The 24,019-nt window shown below is 42.8% G+C and carries 22 protein-coding genes; 1 reads left to right on the top strand and 21 read right to left on the bottom strand.

Annotated features, from left to right (window positions below; all coding sequences use genetic code 11):
• Position 1 precedes the first annotated feature (1 nt).
• The 3 genes from ACLS0A_RS01215 to hchA all read right to left on the bottom strand — a co-directional run bounded on the left by ACLS0A_RS01215 (position 2) and on the right by hchA (position 2,387).
• The gene (locus ACLS0A_RS01215; RefSeq protein ID WP_416082082.1) at positions 2 to 631 is read right to left on the bottom strand and encodes an NAD(P)H-binding protein; all 630 of its coding nucleotides are present in this window, start codon (positions 629 to 631) and stop codon (positions 2 to 4) included.
• 60 nt (positions 632 to 691) lie between these two features.
• Complete coding sequence (locus ACLS0A_RS01210) at positions 692 to 1,441, bottom strand: SDR family oxidoreductase (protein WP_416082081.1); 750 nt, start codon at positions 1,439 to 1,441, stop codon at positions 692 to 694.
• 79 nt (positions 1,442 to 1,520) lie between these two features.
• On the bottom strand, positions 1,521 to 2,387 hold the full coding sequence (hchA, locus tag ACLS0A_RS01205) for a glyoxalase III HchA (RefSeq protein WP_103854065.1): 867 nt from the start codon (positions 2,385 to 2,387) through the stop codon (positions 1,521 to 1,523).
• A gap of 141 nt (positions 2,388 to 2,528) precedes the next feature.
• Here hchA and ACLS0A_RS01200 point away from each other — a divergent pair, with 141 nt between their 5' ends.
• Positions 2,529 to 3,449: a LysR family transcriptional regulator gene (locus ACLS0A_RS01200; RefSeq protein WP_416082080.1), complete on the top strand. Its 921-nt coding sequence runs from the start codon at positions 2,529 to 2,531 to the stop codon at positions 3,447 to 3,449.
• A 60-nt stretch (positions 3,450 to 3,509) separates the two neighbouring features.
• On the opposite strand, the gene lpxC is transcribed toward ACLS0A_RS01200, so the two are convergent.
• The 18 genes from lpxC to ACLS0A_RS01110 form a co-directional block, all read right to left on the bottom strand.
• A complete protein-coding gene (gene lpxC / locus ACLS0A_RS01195) occupies positions 3,510 to 4,427 on the bottom strand; it encodes a UDP-3-O-acyl-N-acetylglucosamine deacetylase (RefSeq protein ID WP_416082079.1) in 918 nt (305 codons plus the stop codon).
• 42 nt (positions 4,428 to 4,469) lie between these two features.
• Entirely contained in the window at positions 4,470 to 5,777 is a 1,308-nt protein-coding gene (gene ftsZ, locus ACLS0A_RS01190) for a cell division protein FtsZ (protein WP_416082078.1), read from the bottom strand.
• Positions 5,778 to 5,861: 84 nt separating this feature from the next.
• A complete protein-coding gene (gene ftsA, locus ACLS0A_RS01185) occupies positions 5,862 to 7,139 on the bottom strand; it encodes a cell division protein FtsA (RefSeq protein WP_416082077.1) in 1,278 nt (425 codons plus the stop codon).
• A 24-nt stretch (positions 7,140 to 7,163) separates the two neighbouring features.
• Positions 7,164 to 7,934 (bottom strand): cell division protein FtsQ/DivIB, encoded by a 771-nt coding sequence (locus tag ACLS0A_RS01180; protein WP_416082076.1) that lies wholly within the window; start codon positions 7,932 to 7,934, stop codon positions 7,164 to 7,166.
• Positions 7,934 to 8,860 (bottom strand): D-alanine--D-alanine ligase, encoded by a 927-nt coding sequence (locus tag ACLS0A_RS01175; RefSeq protein WP_416082075.1) that lies wholly within the window; start codon positions 8,858 to 8,860, stop codon positions 7,934 to 7,936. Before ACLS0A_RS01175 ends, ACLS0A_RS01180 begins: the two co-directional genes overlap by 1 nt.
• 11 nt (positions 8,861 to 8,871) lie before the next feature.
• On the bottom strand, positions 8,872 to 10,302 hold the full coding sequence (gene murC / locus ACLS0A_RS01170) for a UDP-N-acetylmuramate--L-alanine ligase (protein WP_416082074.1): 1,431 nt from the start codon (positions 10,300 to 10,302) through the stop codon (positions 8,872 to 8,874).
• Between the two features lie 23 nt (positions 10,303 to 10,325).
• Positions 10,326 to 11,384 carry an undecaprenyldiphospho-muramoylpentapeptide beta-N-acetylglucosaminyltransferase gene (murG, locus tag ACLS0A_RS01165; protein ID WP_416082073.1) on the bottom strand — a complete coding sequence of 353 codons (1,059 nt, stop codon included), beginning with the start codon at positions 11,382 to 11,384 and terminating at the stop codon, positions 10,326 to 10,328.
• Between the two features lie 15 nt (positions 11,385 to 11,399).
• Complete coding sequence (gene ftsW, locus ACLS0A_RS01160) at positions 11,400 to 12,578, bottom strand: putative lipid II flippase FtsW (RefSeq protein WP_103854588.1); 1,179 nt, start codon at positions 12,576 to 12,578, stop codon at positions 11,400 to 11,402.
• A 10-nt stretch (positions 12,579 to 12,588) separates the two neighbouring features.
• Positions 12,589 to 13,899 (bottom strand): UDP-N-acetylmuramoyl-L-alanine--D-glutamate ligase, encoded by a 1,311-nt coding sequence (gene murD / locus ACLS0A_RS01155; protein WP_416082072.1) that lies wholly within the window; start codon positions 13,897 to 13,899, stop codon positions 12,589 to 12,591.
• An 18-nt stretch (positions 13,900 to 13,917) separates the two neighbouring features.
• Complete coding sequence (gene mraY, locus ACLS0A_RS01150) at positions 13,918 to 15,000, bottom strand: phospho-N-acetylmuramoyl-pentapeptide-transferase (protein ID WP_115250030.1); 1,083 nt, start codon at positions 14,998 to 15,000, stop codon at positions 13,918 to 13,920.
• Positions 14,994 to 16,376: a UDP-N-acetylmuramoyl-tripeptide--D-alanyl-D-alanine ligase gene (gene murF / locus ACLS0A_RS01145; protein ID WP_416082071.1), complete on the bottom strand. Its 1,383-nt coding sequence runs from the start codon at positions 16,374 to 16,376 to the stop codon at positions 14,994 to 14,996. Before murF ends, mraY begins: the two co-directional genes overlap by 7 nt.
• Positions 16,373 to 17,848 carry a UDP-N-acetylmuramoyl-L-alanyl-D-glutamate--2,6-diaminopimelate ligase gene (gene murE / locus ACLS0A_RS01140; RefSeq protein ID WP_416082070.1) on the bottom strand — a complete coding sequence of 492 codons (1,476 nt, stop codon included), beginning with the start codon at positions 17,846 to 17,848 and terminating at the stop codon, positions 16,373 to 16,375. Before murE ends, murF begins: the two co-directional genes overlap by 4 nt.
• Before the next feature lie 20 nt (positions 17,849 to 17,868).
• Positions 17,869 to 19,671, bottom strand: coding sequence for a peptidoglycan glycosyltransferase FtsI (gene ftsI, locus ACLS0A_RS01135; RefSeq protein ID WP_416082069.1), 1,803 nt, complete (start codon positions 19,669 to 19,671; stop codon positions 17,869 to 17,871).
• Positions 19,672 to 19,693: 22 nt separating this feature from the next.
• Entirely contained in the window at positions 19,694 to 20,014 is a 321-nt protein-coding gene (gene ftsL, locus ACLS0A_RS01130) for a cell division protein FtsL (protein ID WP_103854594.1), read from the bottom strand.
• 2 nt (positions 20,015 to 20,016) lie between these two features.
• Positions 20,017 to 20,982 (bottom strand): 16S rRNA (cytosine(1402)-N(4))-methyltransferase RsmH, encoded by a 966-nt coding sequence (gene rsmH / locus ACLS0A_RS01125; protein ID WP_115250035.1) that lies wholly within the window; start codon positions 20,980 to 20,982, stop codon positions 20,017 to 20,019.
• A 111-nt stretch (positions 20,983 to 21,093) separates the two neighbouring features.
• On the bottom strand, positions 21,094 to 21,552 hold the full coding sequence (gene mraZ, locus ACLS0A_RS01120) for a division/cell wall cluster transcriptional repressor MraZ (RefSeq protein ID WP_115250036.1): 459 nt from the start codon (positions 21,550 to 21,552) through the stop codon (positions 21,094 to 21,096).
• Positions 21,553 to 21,814: 262 nt separating this feature from the next.
• A complete protein-coding gene (locus ACLS0A_RS01115; RefSeq protein WP_172459084.1) occupies positions 21,815 to 21,982 on the bottom strand; it encodes a DUF5363 domain-containing protein in 168 nt (55 codons plus the stop codon).
• 47 nt (positions 21,983 to 22,029) lie between these two features.
• Positions 22,030 to 24,018 (bottom strand): tRNA(Met) cytidine acetyltransferase TmcA, encoded by a 1,989-nt coding sequence (locus ACLS0A_RS01110; protein WP_416082068.1) that lies wholly within the window; start codon positions 24,016 to 24,018, stop codon positions 22,030 to 22,032.
• Between the last annotated feature and the right edge of the window lies 1 nt (position 24,019).

Raw genomic sequence — 24,019 nt, 5'->3', positions numbered from 1 at the left:
CTTACATTTTACTTGGATAATAGATTTTTACCTTTTCTTGATGATCTTGCGCTTGTTCAATTAATTTTTCCGCAATTTGCTGCCCTGTCATTGGGCGATAATCCGCAAGGACACTGGCTGGTAAAAACTTAAACAGCCACGCGGCGATCTTTTCTCCTAAGCGAAAATCAGCACGTTCGCCTAGAATTAATGAAGGCCGTGCAATTTGCAAGCAATTTAGTTGTAATGCTGTGAGCGCCTGTTCCGCTTTTCCTTTGGCTTGGTAATAAAACAAGTTTGACTGAGCATTGGCGCCGATCGCTGATACAAAAACAAAACAAGGTACATTCGCTTGTTTGGCTAAGGTTGCCAAGGCGATGGGATATTGCACGTCCACTTTCAGAAACTGTGCTTTGCTACCCGCTTTTTTCAAGGTAGTGCCAAGGGCGCAAAAGACTTCGTCCACAGTAGGCATTGTTATGTTTTCAAGCTGATCAAAATCAATTTGTTGAACAAGAATTTTGGGGTGAGAAAAGGTTACCGCTCGGCGAACCCAAAGGATAATCTGTTGATAGCGCGGATCTTCGCATAATAATTCCACTAAGGCCTTACCCACCACGCCAGTCGCGCCCACAATTAATGCTGTTTTCATTGTCTTCTCCAATGAAAATGCCGTTCAAAAACGGCATTCTGTGATAAAAATGAGTGTGAATTAAAACTCTTGCACCGTTGGGCGAACGGTGATTTCGTTCACGGCAACGTTGTCTGGCTGTTCCACCGCATAAGCAATGGCACGGGCAATGGAGCTCGCTGGAATTTCGTGGGCAGCATAGAATTTTTGCACGCGTTCGCGAGATTCTGGATCGCTGCTGCTGAATTTTAATTCGCTTTCAATCGCCCCTGGGTAAAGGGTGGTTACGCGGATATTATGTCCTGCCATTTCAGCACGCAACCCTTCGCTAATGGCTTTCACAGCGAATTTTGTAGCACTATAGACCGTGCCGCCGCCTGATGACACTTTTAAGCCAGCCACAGAAGAAAGATTGATGATATGCCCTGAGTTTTGTGCAAGCATTGTTGGCAACACCGCCGCAATGCCGTATAGCACGCCTTTGATATTCACATCAATCATTCGATCCCATTCGTCCACTTTTAATGCACTCATCACCGCGCCCGGCATAATGCCTGCGTTGTTGATTAACACATCAATGCGACCAAATTGTTGTAACGCGGCTTGTGCCAATTTTTCTACATCTTCACGTTTTGACACGTCCATTTGCACCACAACAGCTTCGCCACCTTGCTGTTGAATTTGCTCAGCAAGGGCTTGCAAACGCCCTAAGCGTCTTGCGCCCAACACCACTTTTGCTCCTAATGAGGCTAAATGGCGCGCAGTTTCTTCACCTAATCCACTTGACGCCCCTGTGATTAAGACCACTTTGCCTTGAATATTATTGCTCATTATTGTTCCTTATTTCATTGATTTTATTAGATAAAAAAAGAGCGGTGAAAATTTTCTCAATTTTACACCGCTCTTGGGGTTATTTCACTGCTTTCAATAATTCATCCGCAGCTAAAATCCCTAAGTTATTTGATGCTAATGGGCTATCGCCAGTAAGCAATTTGCGATCTTTGTGAACTTGACCTGTGATGCCTTCGTTCATAATTTTCACGCCTAATTTAGCAAGATTTTCACCCACTAACCATTGTAATTTACCTGGCATATAACCGATTGCTTGGTTTGCACCTTCATCTAATGAATCTGGGAATACGCAAAGCTCATAGCCTTTGAATGGGAAATCTTCCGCTTTTTCACCTACGCCAGCCGCTAATAAAGAAGCTGGACCATGACATAAAGTGATCACGTGTTTATCTTTATTTAATGCCCAATCTAACACTTTTTTCACGTCTTTACTGTGTGGTACGCCAGCTAATACACCGTGTCCGCCTGGGATAAATACGGCGATATAAGGTGAATCTTCCGCTAACACTTCAGGTAAAATGTCTTCTAATTTTTTCGGATTCACTAATTTTGGCAAGTATTGGTTATATAAATCCATTACTGCTTTATCTTCTTCTGGCATTGCCCAAATTTCTAATTTAACAGGGTTACCTGATAAGGTTGCCACATCAATTTCAAAACCAGCGTGGTGCATATGCAACATAGGTAATAACATTTCAACGGGGTGGTTACCCGTTGAGAATAATTTACCGTTTTGCATTTCGATATAACGCTCATCTGTACCGATCATTAATACTTTGTGTTTACCGCCAGTATAAGGTTTATCAAATTTGAAACCGTCAAAATCCGTTTTTTTGCTGGTATATTGGGTTAAAGAATATTCTGATGGGAAGAACGCATTGTGTTCAGCGCGATCCGCCACGGGGTTTTTACTTAAATCTGTCATTTTACTCTCCAAAAGTTTTTATTTTATAAAGTTCACTATGAAAAACCGTTTTAGCGTTTTTTCTGGCGTGCATTTTATCCCTAGATAATTACATTGAAAAGGGATAAAATCGGAATAGACTATTCGCAAAAAAGGAATAATATGAATAAACTTGATGCACTTCGTTATTTTAGTGTTGCCAGTGAAACCTTAAATTTTCGCGAGGCTGCACAACGCCTTGCGGTATCGCCACAAGTGGTCACCCGAATGATTGCCGAGCTAGAAAATCTGCTGGGTGAACGCTTGTTTCAACGTAATACGCGTAGCATTAAACTCACCGAATTTGGCGAACAATTTCTGCCCCAAGCACAACAATTATTGGTCGATAGCGAACGGCTTTTTTCTTCGCAAAAAATTAATGATAAAGCAATGCAAGGCATTGTGCGAATTACCCTGCCGCCAATGCCCTATAATGATCAGGTTTTGTATGAATTATTGACCGCACTTGAACCCTATCCTAATTTGGTCATTGATTGGCGTGTTTCTCTAGATAAGCTGAAAACCATTGATGATCAAATTGATATTGGGCTGCGCGTGTGCCTTGAGCCTGAACAAGATTGGATAGCCCATCATATCTTTACCTTGCAAGAAAAAATTGTTGCTGCACCAAAATTATTGCAACGTTTAGGCACGCCTGAGAGCCTGCAAGATCTGGCGTTAAACTATCCGCTTAGTGGCTTGATTAACCCGAAACTAAAACGCATTTGGCACTGGCAAATTAATACTCAACAGCATTTTATTCCAACTCACCCGAAATTTTTGGCTTCCGATATGTATAGTGAATTGCAATCTGCCTTGGCGGGGCGAACTTGCTCACAGTTGATCGACATTTTATGCCAGCCTTATATCGATCAAGGGAAATTGGTAGAACTGTTTCCAGAGGTGCAAAAACAAAAATGGCAGCTTTATTTATATCGTCCTTATCAAAGCGTGGTGAGTGAGCGAGTATTATTTGTTTTTGAAAGATTAAAAACGATTTTGCAAGATATTGTGAAACGGATAGAAATGGAAAAAAGTGAATAAAATAAAGTGCGGTGAAAAATAAAGCCATATTTTTTAATATGGCTTTATTCGTTTTACGATTTAGATAAATACTTGATTTGGCGCGAGATAACCTTGTGGTACTTGCTGTTTATCTTCAAAGGTAACAAACTCCCACGCTTCTTGATCTTCAAGCAAGGCTCTTAACAATTTATTATTTAAGCCGTGTCCTGATTTATAGGCTTTGAAATCACCGATGATGTTATAACCACACATATATAAATCACCAATAGCATCAAGCATTTTGTGGCGCACTAGTTCATCTTTAAAGCGAAGACCATCTTCATTTAAGATGCGATAATCATCAAGCACAATGGCGTTATCTAGGCTGCCACCTAACGCTAAACCTTGTGATTGCAAATATTCAATGTCTTTCATAAAACCAAAGGTTCTTGCGCGACTAATTTGTTGCACGAACGCTTGCGCAGAGAAATCCATTACATAATTACGCACATCTTTACCAATGGCAGGATGATTGAAATCAATGGTGAAATCTAAACGGAAACCATTGTAAGGCTTAAATTCAGCCCATTTATCACCGTCTTCCACACGAATTGGCTTCTTCACGCGAATAAATTTTTTTGCTGCATTTTGTTCTTCAATGCCTGCATCTAATAAAAGATAAATGAATGGGCTTGCACTACCGTCCATAATTGGAATTTCTGGCGCGTCCACTTCAATAATCACATTATCAATGCCTAAGCCTGCTAAGGCAGCATTCAAATGCTCTACCGTTGAAATACGAATGCCTTCTTCATTTATCAAACAAGTACAAAGCATTGTATCACGCACGGTATTTGCGTTGGCTGGGAACGTTACTGGTGGGTTTAAATCCGTACGGCAATAAATCACCCCAGTATTTGCCATTGCTGGGCGTAAGGTTAGGGTTACTTTGTTGCCACTATGTAGCCCTACACCTGTTACTTTAATACTCTGTTTTAAGGTTCTTTGTTTAATCATAATGTTTTCTAAATCCATTGAATAACAATAAGATTTATTCCTTTATTTATCTTCTGGTTTACGCATAAAACTGTTCGCATTCACTAAACCATCTTCTCTTTTAAGAGAATTTAAGCGATCAGTAATTGGCGTATCTAAAATATTTCGATTAGTCAAATCCGCAGGGCGATTTGGTATTTGTCCTTGTTGTGGATTGTGTGGCTGATAGCCTGTTGCCGGCTGTTGCCCAAATGGTTCTGGATTTGCTTTTTGCATCGGCTGACCTAATGGTGCTGTACGCGGTGCAATTTGAATATCTGGCTCATCAATATCACCAATACCTGTTGCTACAATCGTTACGCGCAATTCGTCTGTCATATCAGGCACTAAGGTTGTTCCCACCACAACAGTAGCTTCTTCTGAAGCAAAGGCTTTGATTGTATCCCCCACCACAGTAAATTCATCTAAGGTTAGGTCAAAACCTGCGGTAACATTAACAAGCACCCCTCTTGCGCCAGCTAAATCCACATCTTCCAATAATGGGCTAGCAACCGCTTCTTGTGCCGCTTTTTCTGCACGTCCATCACCAGCTTCACCTTGAACAACGCCCGATCCCATCATTGCACGCCCCATTTCAGACATTACGGTACGAACGTCTGCAAAGTCCACGTTGATTAGACCTGGAGAAGTAATCATATCGGAAATACCTGTTACTGCATTACGGAGAATATCATTTGCAGCAGCAAAAGCATTCACTAAGCTGATGTTTTTACCTAATACTTTTAATAACTTCTCATTTGGAATGATGATCAAAGAGTCAACGTGTTTAGAAAGCTCTTTAATTCCCATTTCAGCAAATTGCATACGCTTTCTACCTTCAAATGAGAAAGGCTTTGTTACTACGGCAACAGTCAAAATACCTAATTCTTTTGCAATTTGCGCAACGATTGGGGCAGCACCTGTTCCTGTACCACCACCCATACCTGCGGCGATAAACACCATATCAGCCCCTTCAAGCATTGCACGAATAGCATCTTGATCATCTTCTGCGGCTTTACGCCCTACATTTGGGTTCGCGCCAGCACCAAGCCCTTTGGTTGTTGAACCACCGATTTGAACCGTTTGTTGCACGTTGCTTTTACGCAATGCTTGCGCATCTGTATTCACTGCATAGAAAATAATTCTATCGTGTTCGTCATTTGTTGTTGGGAAAGCTAATTCATCAGCACCCACTAATGTGCCGCCAATATCATTTTTAATCATATTAGCAACCATATGGTTTACGGCGTTACCGCCACCACCACCAACACCAACGACTTTAATCAGTGCGCCGTTCATATCACCAAGATCATAATCCACTGGTTCAAACATAGTTATTCTCCGTTAATGCCAGAGTTTTGCTGGCACAAAATTAAAACTTAAATTGCTCTTATTGTAGATGAAAAATAAAAATTCTCAAAATTCTGACCGCACTTTATTTACAACTTTTTTCAATCCTGACCAAAATGCCCCTAAAAAACTCTCTTCTGAGCCATATTGTTCGTTAATTGGGCTTTCATCTTCATCATTATGATTATATTGTAATAATCCCACAACAGTAGAATATTGTGGTTTATTTACATAATCAGTTAAGCCTGTAATATTTAATGGGCTACCGATACGCACTTGCATTCCAAACACTTTCGTTGCACATTGTTTTAAGTCTTCAATCTGTGCGCCACCACCGGTAATTACAATACCTGCGATTAATTCAAACTTCATTTGTTTGCTTTCAAGTTCGTACTGTAATTGGTTTAATTCTTGGCGAACTAAGCCTAATAATTCTTCATAACGCGCAGAAGTCGCAACCGATAATTGTTCTTTTGTTAGCACGCGCGGTGCTCGTCCACCGATACCTGCCACTTCAATTCGTTTTTCTGGGTGTGAAGATGGCGGATTCCACGCACTGCTGTAATTCACTTTAATGCGTTCAGCTTCTGTTCTTGAGGTTTCACAGGCATAGGCGATGTCATCGGTAACACGATTTCCTGCATAAGGAATTACTTTACTAAAACGCAATGCGCCGTTGGTGTAAACCACAATGTCCATTGTGCCAGCACCGAAATCAATTAAGCACACGCCAAGATCTTTTTCATCTTCCGTTAGCACGGAGCAACCTGATGCCACGCCCGAATAAACGATTTTATCTACTTTTAATTTACAGCGTTCTACCGCTTTTTTAAGGTTGTTTTGCCAATCCTGATGGCAGGCGATCAAATGCGCTTGCGCTTTTAAACGAACGCCCTGTAAGCCTAGAGGATCTTTAATATTTACCTGTTTATCTACGGCATATTCTTGCGGAATAATATGCAATAAAGAAAGCCCTTCGCCCATTCTCACTGAACTGGCTGTATGCATTGCGGAATCAATTTCCTCTTGCGTAACTTCGCCTTCAGCAATCGGCACAAAACCGCTTTCATTTAAGCTTTGAATGTGATCACCCGTAATGGCCAAGGTAACGCTTATAATTTGACAATCTGCCACAGATTCCGCCGCCTCGATTGCTCGTTGAATTGAGGTAACCACTGCGTTTAGGTCAGTAATGCTACCTTTATCAATGCCCTTGGAAGGGCAGCTTCCCACGCCTAAGATATTCACTACGCCGTCTGGCAACACTTCACCCACAACAGCGACGACTTTAGAAGTACCAACTTCCAATCCAACAATCGTTTTTGATTCCACAATCTTTGCCATTTTCTAACTTCTTATCAGGTAAAATTATTCGTTTATATCAACCATTCCTACGGCAGCCCCTACTTTATAGCGGAGATCGACATAGGATAACTTTTTATTTTCAGGAACTTCAATTTGCGGATAAATGGTGGCAAAACGATCGAGTTTGCTTTTCCACTCTCCCCGTCCCAATTTTAATAATACGCCATTATCAAGTTCTAATTGCCAAGCCTCTCGATCATCAATGGCGACGGATTTTAATGTTAATCCTTTCGTTTTTAGATCTTGATAAATCTTTTTCCACGCCTCTAGCACCACTAAACTCTGATAATCCGGTCCTGCTAAGTGCGGTAAATTTTTATCCTGTAATTTATCCATCGGCAATTTGAATACCACGCCATCGCTGGATAAAAATTCATTATCGTTCCAAACGGCGACAGGGGTATATTCACTCACTAAAATATTTAGTCTATCAGGCCAAATTTTTCTCACTACGGCTTGTTTCACCCAAGGCATTTTTTGGATTTGCTCGCGAACTAAACTCACATCTTGCCCAAAGAAACCTTTAAGATCGCCCATTTTTATCAGCATATCACGCACATCTTCATCAGTGGTGAATGCTGGTGTTCCTACGAGATTAAAGGCACTAATAGGGCGATAATCTAGTTTTTCGAGCCAATTTTGCCAATTTGAGTAAACATAAAACATTAACCCTAGACATAATAGCACAATTAATGGCTTGACCTGCATAAAAAAGCGAGATCTTGGCTCTCCAGTGCGTATGCTTTGTGTCGCTTTATGTCGCCATAACTTCATTAAACACTAAGCTCCAAAATTTTCTCTACAAGCTGTTCGAAAGAATAGCCCACGGTTGCAGCTGATTTTGGGAATAAGCTATGGCTGGTCATTCCTGGGTTCGTGTTCACTTCCACTAAGCGGAATTGCCCTTCACCGTCCATCATCACATCAATACGGCTCCAACCACGACAACCTACGGCATCATAAGCACGCTTCACTAATTGACGCAATTCTTGCTCGCGTTCCTCAGTTAAACCTGCTGGACAAAAATATTGCGTATTGTCGGAAACGTATTTCGCTTCATAATCATAAAACTCACCTTCAGGCACAATTTTGATCGCTGGCAACACTTCATTGTCTAAAACTGGCACGGTAAATTCATCACCGGCAAGCCATTCTTCAATCAAAATGGTATCGTCAAAACCTAAGGCAAATTCCACCGCACTTTGTAATTCATCAAGTTGATTGACTTTTCTTAACCCTACACTTGAACCTTCTAACGAAGGTTTTACCATTAACGGCAGACCTAATTTTTCGACAACTGCGGCAGGATTTAGTTCGGATACTGTTGATTTTGTTACGATTTCCATATTCGCCACTGGCAAGCCAAAAGCTTTCCACAACATTTTAGTCCGCATTTTATCCATTGTTAACGCAGATGCCATTACCCCACAGCCTGTGTAAGGAATACCAATTTGCTCAAGCAAGCCTTGCATTGTGCCGTCTTCCCCTCCACGTCCGTGCAAAATATTGAAAGCACGATCAAAGCCCTGTTGTTTTAATTCCGCCACAGGAAAGGTTTTTGGATCAATTGGATGCGCGTCATAACCAAAGCTTTTTAACGCATTAAGTACGGCTTCACCTGAATTAAGTGAAACCTCACGCTCGGCAGACGTTCCGCCAAGTAATACGGCAATTTTTTCTTGTTTTAATGTTTTTTTCATACTGCTTCCAATTAATTTTCTGTCCACTTATCTGCTAATTGACGGGATAGTTTACTCACATTGCCAGCGCCTTGCGCCAAAATTAAATCACCGTCTTGAATAACCTGATCCAAAATTTCCGCAAGACTTTCTTGTTCCGCCACAAAAATCGGATCAACTTTGCCTAAATTACGAATAGAGCGGCATAACGAACGGCTATCCGCGCCTGCGATTGGTGCTTCACCTGCGGCATACACATCAAGCATTAATAGCACATCAACTTGGGATAGCACTTGCACGAAATCATCAAACAAATCACGGGTACGCGAATAACGGTGCGGTTGGAAAATCATCACAATTCGTTTGTTTTCCCAGCCTTTTTTCGCTGCTTCAATGGTTACGCCCACTTCTGTTGGGTGATGCCCATAATCGTCCACTAACATCACTTTTCCATTTGGACGAATAAACTGACCAAGCTGATCAAAACGGCGTCCAGCGCCTTGGAAATCCGCTAAGGCAGCTAAAATAGCTTCATTGCCAATGCCTTCTTCTTTCGCCACGGCAAAGGCTGCGGTTGCATTTAACGCATTATGCTTACCCGGTACGTTAAGCAATACATTGACGCGTTCACCTTGTGGGGTAACCACGGTGTAATGCCCTTGGAAGCCTGTTTGCTGATAATCTTCAATGCGATAATCTGCATTTTCGCTAAAGCCATAAGTGATCACTTGACGTCCAACTTTTGGAATCAACTCAAGTAGCACAGGATCATCTGCACACATTACCGCTAAGCCATAAAACGGTAAATTATGTAAGAAATTCACATAGGTTTGTTTCATTTCTTCAAAATCACCATGATAGGTTTCCATATGGTCAGGCTCAATATTGGTCACCACCGAAACCATTGGCTGTAAATGTAAAAAAGACGCATCGCTTTCGTCCGCTTCAGCGATTAAATAACGGCTTGCGCCTAAATGGGCATTTGTGCCAGCTGATTTCACCAATCCGCCATTTACGAAGGTTGGGTCAAGCCCTGCTTGCGCATAAATCATTGAGATCATTGCGGTTGTTGTGGTTTTCCCGTGCGTACCCGCAATGGCAATGCCGTGACGGAAACGCATAATTTCCGCTAACATTTGCGCACGTTGAATCACAGGAATACGGTTATTGTGCGCTTCCACCACTTCTACGTTATCGTCTCTAATGGCGCTGGATACCACAACCACACTCGCGCCATCAACATTGGTAGCTTGGTGAGAAAAATAAATTTTTGCGCCTAACGCACTTAAGCGTTGGGTTACTGCATTTTCCGCAATATCCGATCCCGTTACTTGGTAACCTTCATTCAACAAAACTTCCGCGATACCGCCCATTCCCGCACCACCAATGCCGACAAAATGAATTTGTTTCACACGACGCATTTCTGGTACGGTTTGTCTTACTCGTTTTTGAAATTCTTTCATTGCTCTGCCTCTTGCCTTTCTTCTTATTTTGCTACTGCCATAATCACCTCAGCCACTTGCTGAGCTGATTGTGGCGTTGCCATTGCCTTGGCTTTCTCTGCCATTGTTAATAATTGGCTGCGATCAAATTGGTTCAACATCTCAATCAGTGCTTCTGGCGTGAGATCTTTTTGTTCGATAATTTTGGCTGCGCCCACGTCCGCTAAATATTTCGCATTCAAATATTGTTGTCTGTCTTTATGTTGGAATGGCACGAAAATTGCGGGCGTCCCTACGGCGGCAAGTTCACATACCGTTAATGCGCCTGAACGACAAATCACAATATCCGCCCAGCCATAGGCTTCTGCCATATCATCAATAAAATCCGTTACTTGTACATCAGCGCCTTGCGGATAAAGTGCGGTGATTTTTTCTGACATATTTGCCCCCACTTGATGGCGAACGGTCAATTTATCCCCCAAGGCTTCCACCACTTTCGGCAAAGTGAGATTTAACACGCGCGCGCCTTGGCTGCCACCCACCACAAGCACTCTTAATTTGCCTGAACGCTCAGCGAAACGCTGTGCAGGACTTGGCATTTCAAACAAGGATTGACGCACAGGGTTGCCCACCACTTCCGTATTTGGAAAGGTGTTAGGAAATGCTTGCAACACCCGAGTTGCGATTTTGGCTAACCAAGAATTTGTTAGTCCTGCCACGGCATTTTGTTCGTGTAACACAATGGGTACACCGCATAATTTTGCCGCCACGCCACCCGGCCCTGAAACATACCCCCCCATACCAAGCACGGCATTAGGCTGATATTCTTGAATAATTTTTTTCGCTTGGAAAATCGCACGTACAATTTTAAATGGCGCAGCAAGCAACGCTTTTATGCCTTTGCCACGCAAGCCAGAAATTTGGATAAATTTAATCGGGATACCATGTTTTGGTACCAATTGTGCTTCCATACGATCTTGCGTGCCAAGCCAACAGATTTCCCAACCCTGTTGCTGTAAATATTGTGCAACTGCAATCGCAGGGAAAACGTGTCCGCCTGTTCCACCTGCCATCACCAATAAACGTTTTTTTTGTTGTGCCACAATGTGTCCTTTTTCTTAATCATCACGCAAACGTGCGTGTCCACTTCGCATTAGTCGATTTTCGTGATCAATGCGTAATAAAATCCCAATACTGACAGACATAATAATCAAACTTGATCCGCCATAACTCACCAATGGGAAAGTCAGCCCTTTGGTTGGCAACAAACCTAATGCCATGCCTAAATTTACGAAGCCTTGGAAGAAAATCCAAAAACTAATGCCGAAAGCTAAAAATCCTTTGAAACGCTGTTCTAGTTGCAATGATTCTCGCCCTATTTTCATTGCTCTAAACACTAATAATGCTAACAATGTGATCACAAAGAGAATGCCGATTAGTCCAAATTCTTCACCAATCACAGCCATCACAAAGTCAGTATGCGCTTCTGGTAAATATTCTAATTTTTGAATGGAATTTCCCAGTCCTTCGCCTGTGATCTCCCCTCGTCCAAACGCCATTAATGAGTTTGAAAGCTGAAAACCTGTGCCATAAGGGTCTTTAAAAGGGTCCATAAATCCCGTTAAACGTTTCAGTCGGTAAGCCGATGAAATCGCTAGCCATAATACAAGCAAGACGCCAGAACAAGCCAAGGCAAAGAACTGCCAGAAATTCGCCCCCACAATCCAAAGTAAACCAAAGGTAATCACAAATAAAACAACGGTACTTCCTAGATCGGGTTGCAATAATAATAAACCGCCCAATAATCCCATTACGACTAAGGGCTTGAATGCACTGAGCTTGCGGCTACGCACTTCGTCATAACGGCGGGTAAAATAGCTAGCAAGGAAACAAGTGAGTGCCAACTTAGCAAATTCAGCTGGCTGGAAGTTAAAGAAGATCATTGGAATCCAACGTCTAGCCCCATTAATTCTTGAGCCAATTCCAGGAATAAGCACCATAACGAGCAAAATCATTGCAATCCAAAAAATATAGCCATAATACTTTTCCCAGAAAGTCGTTGGAATATTTAATACGGTATAGCAAGCAAAAATTGACAGCACAACATAGATGGCATCACGTTTTGCAAAATAGAAAGAGTCATTGAATAATCTCGCTCCCACAGGAATTGACGCAGAAGATACAGCGATCAATCCAATCACGAGCAAACTCACAAAGAGCCATAATAATGCTCTGTCGTAGAGCAAATTATTTGGCGTAATTCTTGAATGGGCTTTTAAATTTTCAATAAACTGCATTGATGATTCTCTAACTTAATTTGGCTAAGCGGGTAAATTCTTCGCCACGCTTTTCAAATGAGGCGAATTGATCAAGGCTCGCACAAGCTGGGGAAAGCAATACCATATCGCCTGATTTGAGTTGCGGACGAAAGGCTTCAATCGCTTGTTCCATTGTGTCAAACAAATGGCTTTGCTGCGAAAGTTGAGCCAATTTTCCGCCATCTTGTCCAAAACAATAACATTCAATATGCGGTTGATTAATCAACGCGGCGAGTTCAGAAAAATCAGCGCCTTTGCCATCACCACCAAGTAATAAATAAAGTTTACCCGACACTTGTAAGCCGGTGAGCGCTGCCACGGTGCTACCCACATTAGTCGCTTTGGAATCGTTAATCCAACGCACGCCTTGGGCAAAATGCGCTAATTGAAAACGGTGATCTAGCCCTGTAAATTCACGAAGTGCGGTGCAAATACCTTGCAAATTTATCCCCGCACTTTGTGCAAGAGCAATCGCGGCCAGTGCATTCATATAATTATGGCGCCCCGTCAATTTTATTTCATCGCAAGGTAAAATCATTTCTTCATAAGCCATTAAATATTGCTTACCGTTTTCGCTTTTTAGCCAATAATCTGCGTTCGTTTCGCCAAAGCTCACTTGGTGCTTCGCTCGCTCTGTGCCGTCTTGTTGGGTTAACGGATCTTCTGCATTAATCACCGCGGTTTGGCAATGATGATAAATTTTTAATTTGGCTTGGCGATAATCTTCTAAATCCACATAACGATTCATATGATCTTCGCTCACATTTAATACGGTCGCGGCAATGGCTTTTAAGCTGTAAGTGGTTTCCAGTTGGAAGCTCGACAGTTCCAACACATAAATATCGTGATGTTGTTCCAGCAAAGAAAGGGCAGGAATGCCGATATTTCCGCCCATTCCCACCGTTAATCCGGCTGCTTTCGCCATTTCTGCTACTAAGGTGGTTACCGTGCTTTTGCCGTTTGAGCCCGTAATGGCAATAATCGGTTTATCGGCAGCACGGCAGAACAATTCAATATCGCCCACCACTTCAACGCCTGCTTGAAGTGCGGTGTAAATTTCTGGTGTTTTTACTGCAAGCCCTGGGCTGATTACAATCATATCGCTTTCCAGCAACCATTGTGGGTTTAAGCCGCCCGTATGCACTGGTACATTTGGCGGTAATTGCTCCACACCCGCTGGTGATTGGCGGGTATCCATTACGCGAACCTTAGCTTGTTGCGCAAGCAAGTAGTCCACGCAAGACAACCCTGTTTTGCCCAAGCCTACTACACAGATATTTTTATCTTGATATTGATTCATTGTTTGCTCTTAACCTTTTTAACGTAACTTCAAAGTAACCAAGCCAAGTAATACAAGCATTAAGGAAATAATCCAAAAGCGAATAATCACGCGCGGTTCAGGCCAGCCTTTTAATTCAAAATGATGGTGAATAGGTGCCATACGGAAAATACGCTGTTTACGCAGTTTGTAAGAACCAACTTGCAAAATTACAGACAGGGTTTCCATTACAAACACCCCGCCCATAATCACTAATAAAAATTCTTGGCGAACTAGCACGGCCACCACACCTAATGCCCCCCCTAGTGCGAGCGATCCCACATCGCCCATAAACACTTGCGCTGGGTAAGTATTAAACCAAAGGAAACCTAAGCCTGCACCGACAATGGCGGTACAGAACACCACCAGTTCAGAAGTGTATTTAATATGCGGAATATACAAATAATTTGACCATTCTACGTTACCTGTTGCCCACGCAATTAAAGCAAATGCCCCTGCCACAAAGACAGTTGGCATAATGGCAAGGCCGTCTAAGCCGTCTGTTAAATTCACCGCGTTACTTGTCCCTACAATCACAAAATAGGCCAACACGATATAGAACAAGCCAAGCTGCGGCATCACTTCTTTAAAGAATGGTACGACAAGGCGCGTGGCATCGGTGTCTTTCCCCACGGCATACATACCAAATACCGCAACGAGCGCAATGGCCGATAGCCAAAAATATTTCCAGCGTGCAATTAAGCCGTCCGTGTTTTTGCGGGTGATTTTGCGGTAATCGTCCACAAAGCCCACTGCGCCATAACCGAGCAACACAAATAAGCTAAACCAAACATAAGGATTGGCTAAATTCGCCCAAAGCAAGGTGCTAACGGTAATGGCGAATAAAATCATAATTCCGCCCATAGTTGGCGTACCTTTTTTGCTTAAATGGCTTTCTGGCCCGTCATTACGCACTTCTTGGCCAAATTTAAGAATTTGTAAACGGCGGATCACCTTAGGGCCGATCCATAATGAGATTAACAGTGCGGTCAATAATGCCAAGATCGCACGCACGGTAATATAAGAGATGACATTAAAGCCACTTTGATATTGCTGGAGATATTCCGCGAGCCAAACTAACATTGGAAATTATCCTTTAATAATTCAATTACATTTTCTAATTGCATTCGGCGAGAGCCTTTGGCTAACACCACAACGGATTGATTTTGTGCTAATTTTTCTTTAATTAAGCGAGTAATAAAATCCGCCAAGGCGGCTTGTTCAGTAAAATGCGTTCCGCCATTTTGGGCTGAAATCACCGCACTTTCCTGACCAAAACTTGCCACAAAATCTAATTGTGCCGCTTTCGCCGCGTCCGCCACTTGCTGATGGCAAAGCTGACTATTTTCGCCTAATTCTGCCATATCGCCAACTATTAAAATGCGAAAAGCGGGATATTTTTGTAACACTTGAATCGCCGACTGCAATGAATCCACATTGGCGTTGTAAGTATCATCAAGTAACAGCAGTTTTTCACAAGGCTGAATCGGGAATAAACGCCCTTTCACTTTTGCACCTTTTGCCAAGCCTTGTTTCACATCAGAAAGGGTTGCGCCCACATTCATTGTTAACGCAGCTGCTGCCAACGCATTGCTGATGTTATGTTCGCCTAAATAAGGCAACTGAATAGCAATCTCGCCCTGTGGGCTGTGTAAGGTAAATTGCGATCCTTGCCCGTTGAGCTGAATATCCGTGGCATAAAAATCCGCTTGTGAATTTGTTAAAGAAAACGACCGCACTTGGTGATCGCCAATATTCTTTTGCCAATCCGCCAGATAATTGCAATCTAAATTAATCAAGGCGATGCCTTGTTGCACAAGCCCTTGATAGATTTCGCCTTTGGCTTGTGCCACGCCTGCAAGGCTACCAAAACCTTCCAAATGCGCTGCAGCCACATTATTCACCATCGCCACGTTAGGACGCACTAATTCCGTGGTATAAGCAATTTCACCTAGGTGATTTGCGCCCAATTCAATCACCGCAAATTTATGCTGCGGGGTAAGGCGTAATAAGGTTAATGGCACGCCAATATCATTATTGAAATTACCATTGGTAAATAAAACTTGGGAAAAATCCCCCGCACTTTGTTGCAAAATGGCGGCAGTCATTTCTTTCACCGTGGTTTTGCCTGATGATCCCGTGATCGCCACTGTTAAAGGGTTAATTTGTGCTTTTAGCCATTTACCTAGCTGCCCTAAAGCAAGGCGAGTGTCCGCCACGACAATTTGTGGCACATCTATTTCACATTGATGATCTACGATCACAGCCAATGCGCCTTGCTCCACGGCATTGGCTAAATATTGATGACCATCGAAACGCTCACCTTTTAAGGCAAAAAATAGTCCTTGTGGATTGGCTTGACGGGTATCTGTGCTGATATTTTCAATCGTGACACGCCCATCACCATAAAGCGTGCCATTGAGAATATCAGCCAATTGTTGGGTGGTTAGTTTAATCATTTTGTTTCACTAAAATATTGTTTTACTGTCGCTTGATCAGAAAATGGCAATTTCGTTGTGCCAATAATTTGATAATCTTCGTGGCCTTTGCCGGCAATCAGCACCACATCTTGCGGTTGTGCCATTTTGAGCGCTTGTTGAATCGCTTGATCACGCTGATGAATAATCTGCACCTTGCTTAAATCCACAAATCCCGCTCGAATGTCTTGCATAATTTTTTCAGCATCTTCCGTGCGTGGATTGTCGTCCGTAACAATCACAAAATCGGCAAACTTCTCTGCAATGTGTGCCATTTGCGGACGCTTCCCTGTATCCCGATCACCACCGCAACCAAACACGCAATAAAGCGCGCCCTCACAATGTAAGCGTGCCGCTTGCAACGCTTTTTCTAAGGCATCTGGCGTATGTGCATAATCCACGATTGCCGTGGCTTGATTTGTCGCATTCAAACGTTCCATTCGCCCACAAACACCTTGTAATTGCCCCGCACTTTGACAAAGTTCGTCTAAAGAATAACCCAAGGCAAGCAGACTGGCGAAAGCAAATAATAAATTGCTGACATTAAATGCGCCAATCAATGGGCTATGTAATTCACCCTCGCCCCAACTAGACGTGAAATGAATAATCGCACCTTGATTATGGAATTGAACTTGTTCTGCTTTGAGCCATTGTTTATGGTTTGGTTGATAATCCGCTTTGCAGCTCACCGCAATTGCATTGGGTAATTGCTGTAACCATTGTGCGCCCACAGGATCATCAGCGTTAATCACCTGATGCGCGCTATTTAACTCGCTGAATAAACGGTATTTCGCAGCAGCATAATTTTCCATTGTGTGGTGATAATCAAGATGATCACGGCTCAGGTTGGTAAAAATGGCCACGGCAAATTGCAGTGCTTCAACACGATGTTGCACCAAGCCGTGTGATGACACTTCAATGGCGGCAAAATCTGCGCCAGCCTGTACAAATTCTGCAAGGGTGGATTGAATTTCAATGGCTGAACCTGTGGTATTTACCGCTTCCTTAATCTGCCCAAGCAAGCCATTGCCAATGGTTCCCATTACTGCACTTTTATGTCCAAGCAAGTTCGCCCACTGCGCTACAAGCTGAGCCACCGTGGTTTTGCCATTCGTTCCTGTTACACCAACGAGGGTTAAATGGTCTGAAGGATCATTATAAAATTGCCCTGCAAGACGCGATAAATGTTGCGGTAATTCATAATAGGCAATAAGCGGAATGCCTTGTTCTATTTTGACGGTTAAGTGTTGCTGCGCAAAATCTGCTTCAAAAAGCACCGCACTTGCGCCATTAGCGATGGCTTGCGGAATGTAGTTTCTGCCGTCCGTTTGATGCCCTTTTATAGCAACGAAAAGACAGCCAGTCTTTGCAGAGCGGCTGTCTAACGTCATTTCGGTCAGCTCAACTTCTTGGGGCAAATGATCGATCCCCAAAAGTGCGGTGAGTTTTTTCATTATTTTTCCTTCATCAAAAATTAGTTCGTTGTTTCATCTTTTTTCTGAGTATTTAAACGAACGGTGCGTTTGGCGACTTTTTGTTGCTCCACCGCATCAGGCGGAATATTGTTCATTCGTAACGCATAGCCCATAATATTTGAGAACAATGGTGCAGAAACCGCCCCACCATAATATTGCCCCGCTTTCGGATCATTAATTAAAACAATCAGGGCATAACGTGGGTTACTGACTGGCGCAATGCCTGCGGTGTAAGCAATATATTTATCCACATAACGACCTTTTTCTAGCTTTTTCGCTGTCCCTGTTTTGATCCCAACGCGATAGCCTTCCACCATTGCGCGTTTATTTTTGATTGCCACTTTTTCCATCATATTCACCACTTCACGGGTGATTTTTTCAGGGAAAACGCGCTGCCCGATCACGGGTGGATCAACCTTGGTAATAGAAAGTGGGCGATAAATCCCAAAACTGCCTAAGGTAACATAAGCGCGTGCAATTTGTAACGGCGTTGCATTCAAACCATAACCATAGGCAACGTTGGCACGTTCAATCTCCGCCCAACGTTTACGATTTGCATTTAAGATCCCTGATTGTTCACCAATCAAGCCTAAATCTGTTGGTTTGCCTAAACCTGCGTTTTGGTAAGTTTCCATTAACGCGCTTGGTGGCATACGCAAAGCCAAGCGGCTCACCCCGCGGTTACTGGAGTTTTCCAAAATTTCATCAAGGGTTTGGCGATCTCTTGGTGCAACGTCTTTGACTTCGTGTCCATTTAGCACTAGCGGCCCTGTGTTAATCACTTCGTTGCGTTTTACTACACCATTTTGAAGTGCGGTCAAAACCACGAAAGGTTTTACTGTTGAACCCGGCTCAAAGGTATCGGTAATGGCACGATTTCGCATTAAATCAGCTTTTACACCAGCACGGTTATTTGGATTGTAGGAAGGGGCATTGACCATTGCGAGCACTTCGCCTGTGCGAATATCCACTAACACCGCTGTGCCTGATTCTGCCTTGTTTTCTGCCACCGCTTTTTTGATTTCGCGGTAAACCATTGATTGCAGTTTTTCATCAATACTCAAGGTAACATCGTGTGCGTCATATTTTTTAACATCGGCAATGTCTTCCACAACGTGTCCAAATTTATCCTTGCGATAGGTACGAGAGCCTGATTTACCCACCAATAATGAGTTAAAACTTTTCTCAATGCCTTCAATGCCTTCACCATCAATATTGGTGTAGCCGATCAAATGGGCGGTTTCTTCCACTCTTGGATAAAAACGGCGTGCTTCTGTTTTTAACACTACACCTTTGATTTTCAGCTGCTTAACATAATCAGCAACGGTTGGGGAAACCTGACGAGATAAATACACGAAACGAGAAGAAGGATCTTTTTCCACGCGCTTAATTAAATTGCTATAAGAAACGCCAAGAGCTTTGGCGAGTGCTTGCCAACGTTCTTTATCTTGCAAAGAATTTTCTTCAAACACGAATTTAGCATCAGCCACCACAGAATACATCGGTACGCTAACAGAAAGAAGTTGTCCATTGCGATCTAATATAGAACCACGCACAGAAAGCACTTGCTGAGTTCGCACTGAGCGTTTATCCGCCTCATCAGCCAGGGGATCAGCATTTACCACTTGTATATAAGCCGCGCGTGCAATCAAGGCACTTAACCCAAGTACAACAGCGGCGATCGACCAATAAAAACGACCTTTCAAAAAACTATTATGGTAGGAAATTTTAGGTTTATTGCGTTTAATTGCACTGCCTGTGCTGGTGCTACGCTTTGTTCTGTGATTTTTCTTCTTGATCATTTTGCACCTTAGGGTCTATTAATTATTCCAATAACAAAACTTCTTGTTCTGGCACAACACGTTTCATCTGTAATTTTCCCGTAGCAATCGCCTCAACACGGGTATTATCGCTTTGGGTTGCTTCTTCTAACTTAAGATTTAAAAATTCATTTTCCAAGGCTTGGTGTTGTAACACTAATTCACCTTTTTCTGCGATCAAGCCACGCGTTTTGTGAGTAATCCAAATAGTGCTTAACGCACTCACAATCACCAATACCATTAACGCCATCACTAATTTATTTGAGGCAAAGAGATCTTCAGCAATAATGCTACGCAATGGATAACGTTCTGAATTTTCAACCATTTTTATACTCTCTCCGCAATACGCAGCACCGCACTTCTTGAGCGGGCATTTTGGGCAATTTCTTGTTCACTTGGCATAATCGCCTTGCCAATGGTTTTTAAAGTTTGGCTACGCTGAATTTGATCTTCACGCAATGGCAAGCCTTTCGGCAAACTTTCGCCCTTGCTTTGCTTACGCATAAAATGTTTTACCATACGATCTTCAAGGGAATGGAAGCTGATGATCGACAAACGTCCTTGCGGTGCTAATACTTGTAAAGCCCCTTGCAAGACGCGTTCTAGCTCTTCCAATTCAGCATTAATGAAAATACGAATTGCCTGAAAACTACGCGTAGCTGGGTGTTTATGTTTATCTTTAAAAGGAACCGATTGCGCAATCAGCTCAGCTAATTGCAAGGTGCGATTAAGTGGTTCTGTGCCATTTTGACGTGCATTTTTATTATAATTAACAATGGCTTGCGCAATGCGTTTAGCAAAGCGCTCTTCACCAAAGGTTTTCAGCACCCAAGCTAAATCTTGCTCTGAAACCTGTTGCAACCATTCGGCCGCCGATAAACCTTGGGTGGTATCCATTCGCATATCAAGCGGGCCGTCTTTCATAAAGCTAAACCCACGTTCAGCTTCATCTAGTTGAGGGGAAGATACACCAAGATCGAGCAAAATACCGTCAATCTTACCGACTAAACCTAATTTTTCGCAGATCTCAGGGATCGCAGAAAAGCTATTGTGTTCGATCTGAAAACGCGGATCTTGAATTTGCGCTGCCGCCGCAATCGCACGCGGATCGCGATCAATGGCGATTAATCTGCCATCTTGGGATAAGCGAGATAAAATCAGACGAGAATGACCGCCGCGCCCAAAAGTGCCATCAATATAGATGCCTTTTTCTTTCAACGCCAAAGCGTCCACCGCCTCATTTAATAAAACGGTGAAATGTTCAGGTGAAGAAAAAAGGTTCTGCGCGTTCATAAGTCGTTATTAAATAATAAAAATTAAATGTTAAAATGAGATAATGCGGTGTACCTAAGTACACCGCTTATCTCTGCTAGTGCCGCTGTCTTGGTGGAAGTTAATCTTCTCTTATAAAGACAACGTGATTAATTCAGGAGATTGGGCAAGCTGACCACTTGCACCGAGAGCCATATCTTGTTGAATTTGAGCCTGCCACTCCACATCGCTCCAAATTTCAAATTTATTTAGCTGGCCCACTAACATTGTGCTTTTTTCTAGTTTCGCGTGCTGGCGTAATGGCGCGCTGATTAAAATTCGCCCTACGCTATCCAGCTCACATTCCGTGGCATAACCGAGCATCACACGCTGTAAACTACGTTGCACAGGATCAAAATTCGACAAACTTAATAATTTTTGCTCAACGATTTCCCATTCATCTAAGGGATAAAGTAACAAGCAAGGTTGGCGAATATCCACCGTGCAAACCATCTGCCCATTATTTTTCTCTAGGATCTCGGCACGGTAACGGGTGGGAATGGCAAGCCGTCCCTTTGAATCCAAATTTACCGATGATGCGCCACGAAACATTGTTTGAGATCTCTTGTTAAAAATAAGTGCGGTTATTTTTTACAGAATTTTGCAATTTTTACCACAAAACACCACTTTTTACCACTTATTCGTAAGTTTAGTATTAGTTTGACTAAGTTGCAAGCAATTTGATCTGGATCCTATGTAAAGATTTGTATATTTTGCCCAAAAAGAAAGCCATTTGAGCAACACGCCAAATGGCTTTGTAAGGAATGATTAAAAAATGAGAAATGTAAAGATCGCGATCTGATCCTAAGATTTCCTAAGATTTAGCCGCTTTCTCTTGCTCCGCTTTTTTCGGTGGATCTTCATCAAATTTCACTACTGGCACACAGCTACGGCAAGCACCTTGATCGATCCCCAATTCTTTGCAAAATTCGCTGTATTTATCCCATAATCTGCGCAGCACACCTTTTTGTTGATTTGCCATTATTTCCCCCTATTTTGCGATTTATTCTTTGCCTTATGTATTCCTTATCATAAAAGAATTTTTTGCTTTTGTAACCATCGTTTTACTTCTTCGCGACAAGCTTGCAACCATTGTTTCTTGCCCGTGCTTGGTAAGATTTTTTGTTCACAATAAGCCGACAATAAAGGCAATGTTTCCCCTTGATTGCCCCATAATAAACGGCGGATAGCTGGAATCGTGCTGGCTAAATTTCGTTGATAATAAGCAAAATAATGTAGCGCTTTTATGTCTTGCCCATTAACTGAAAAATCCCTTTCTTGTTGCCTATGTAGACAAAGCTGCTCCACTAAAGGGTGAAAAGATAAAGGCATATCCCGCTCAAATTGTGCTAACAATTTTGTACAAAAATCTTGCCCTGCATGGCTTATTCCTTTTACGCTAATCGCGCTATAACAACCGCTGCTGGCTTCTTTATGGCTGCCTAAATAAACCAAATTAAACCCGCACTTTTGCCAGAATTGAGCAAGCTCAGGCGTGTAGCCAAAACTCACCGATAAAAAATCTTGCGTGCGATCTTGGTTCAGCAAACTTGGCTCATTCACTTCTGCCATTAGCGCCTGCCCTATTCCTTGATGTTGCCATTTGGGTTGCACAGCAATGCGAGAAATGCGCGCTGAACTCAGCTTGCACGCCGTTTCATTTAGGCTTATTTGGCACAATATTTGCGCCACTAAATTGCCTTTCGGACGGCGAACACCTTGCATTATGCCTTCAATTAACGCGCTATCTTGCATTCCCCCCTCATTCAGCAACCAAAGCGCGCCCAATAAATCCTGATTGGATTTTGCCAGTAAAAATTGCTGATGCTTGCCATCGAGCAAACGGCGTAAATCCACAGGGGACGTTTTATAATGGGCGAGAGTCAGCAATCCGTAAAAATCTTCATATTCCCCTTGCTGAAAAAGGCTGTGGCTATGATGCCAATGAAAATGCAAGTCTGTATTCGGGACGAAATTAGGCTGAGCTAATTGGTTTTCCGCCTCTAATAAAAGCAAATCAGAAATAAAAGGTTCGAGCAGATCATCAGCTCGCCAACGCAACGGGGTGCTGAGTTCAAAATGTTGCAAAGTGCGGTGATTTTTTTGCATAAATTTAAGCAAGAAACCGCGCCCTGTTCCTTCATAGCTTTGTATCGTGGTGGTGCATAAAATCGCCCGAAAATGCGCTGTGAGCTGCATTAATAAAGGTAGCGGGATCATCGCCGCTTCATCAATGATCAGCCAATGATCATTAAATTTATCGGGATCTTGTTGCACTTGTTGAGCGAGATCATCGGGCGCAATAAAAAACAGCTCTTTCTCAGCAAAATCTTGCAAAATTTGCACCGCACTTTTATTTGGTGCGGTGAGAATCACCTTGTCTAAATGGGCGGCAAATAATCCTGCCAAAGCGGATTTTCCCCTCCCACGCTTGGCGGTGATCACATTAATTTCTTTCGGAGCATTTAATAGCTGCTGCAAAATATGTTGTTGATCCTGCGTGGCAGAATGAAAGGGCTTTATCGGATCAATGGCTGAGTTATGCGGTGCTGGCAAAAAGCTATCGCCATTTTGTTGCTGATAAATAGAAAAGCCATATTCACGCACTTTTTGCTGTATAAATTGCACAAAATTCGGTGTGCAAATGCCTTGCGGCACACCGCTCCAACGCTGGCTATCCATATCAATTTGATAAGCCAAGTCTGCCCAATGATTAAACAGTAAATAGAGTTCTCCACCCGCTTGTAAAGCGCCTGCGGCAATGGCAAGGGCATCAAGATTTAGGCTTTGTCTGGCATCGTAAATAATCAGGGAATGTTCGCGCCCAAGCTGATTTTTCGCTTTGCTAAAGGGAATTGGCGTGATGTTTTGCTCAGGAAAAAGTGCGGTGCAATTTTCATCAAAAAAAAGCACCGCACTTTGTTTTTCAAAGCGATCTAAGCCAGAAAATAAGGGGGAAAGTTGAGTTTGTAACCACGCATTTTCCCCTACTAAGATACAAAGCTGACGTGGCTGCAAG

This window comes from Avibacterium volantium (genome assembly GCF_049366555.1).
Classification (GTDB): domain Bacteria; phylum Pseudomonadota; class Gammaproteobacteria; order Enterobacterales; family Pasteurellaceae; genus Avibacterium; species Avibacterium volantium_A.
Note: the sequence above shows the minus strand (reverse complement) of the source record. Positions and strands in the feature narration are given on the sequence as shown.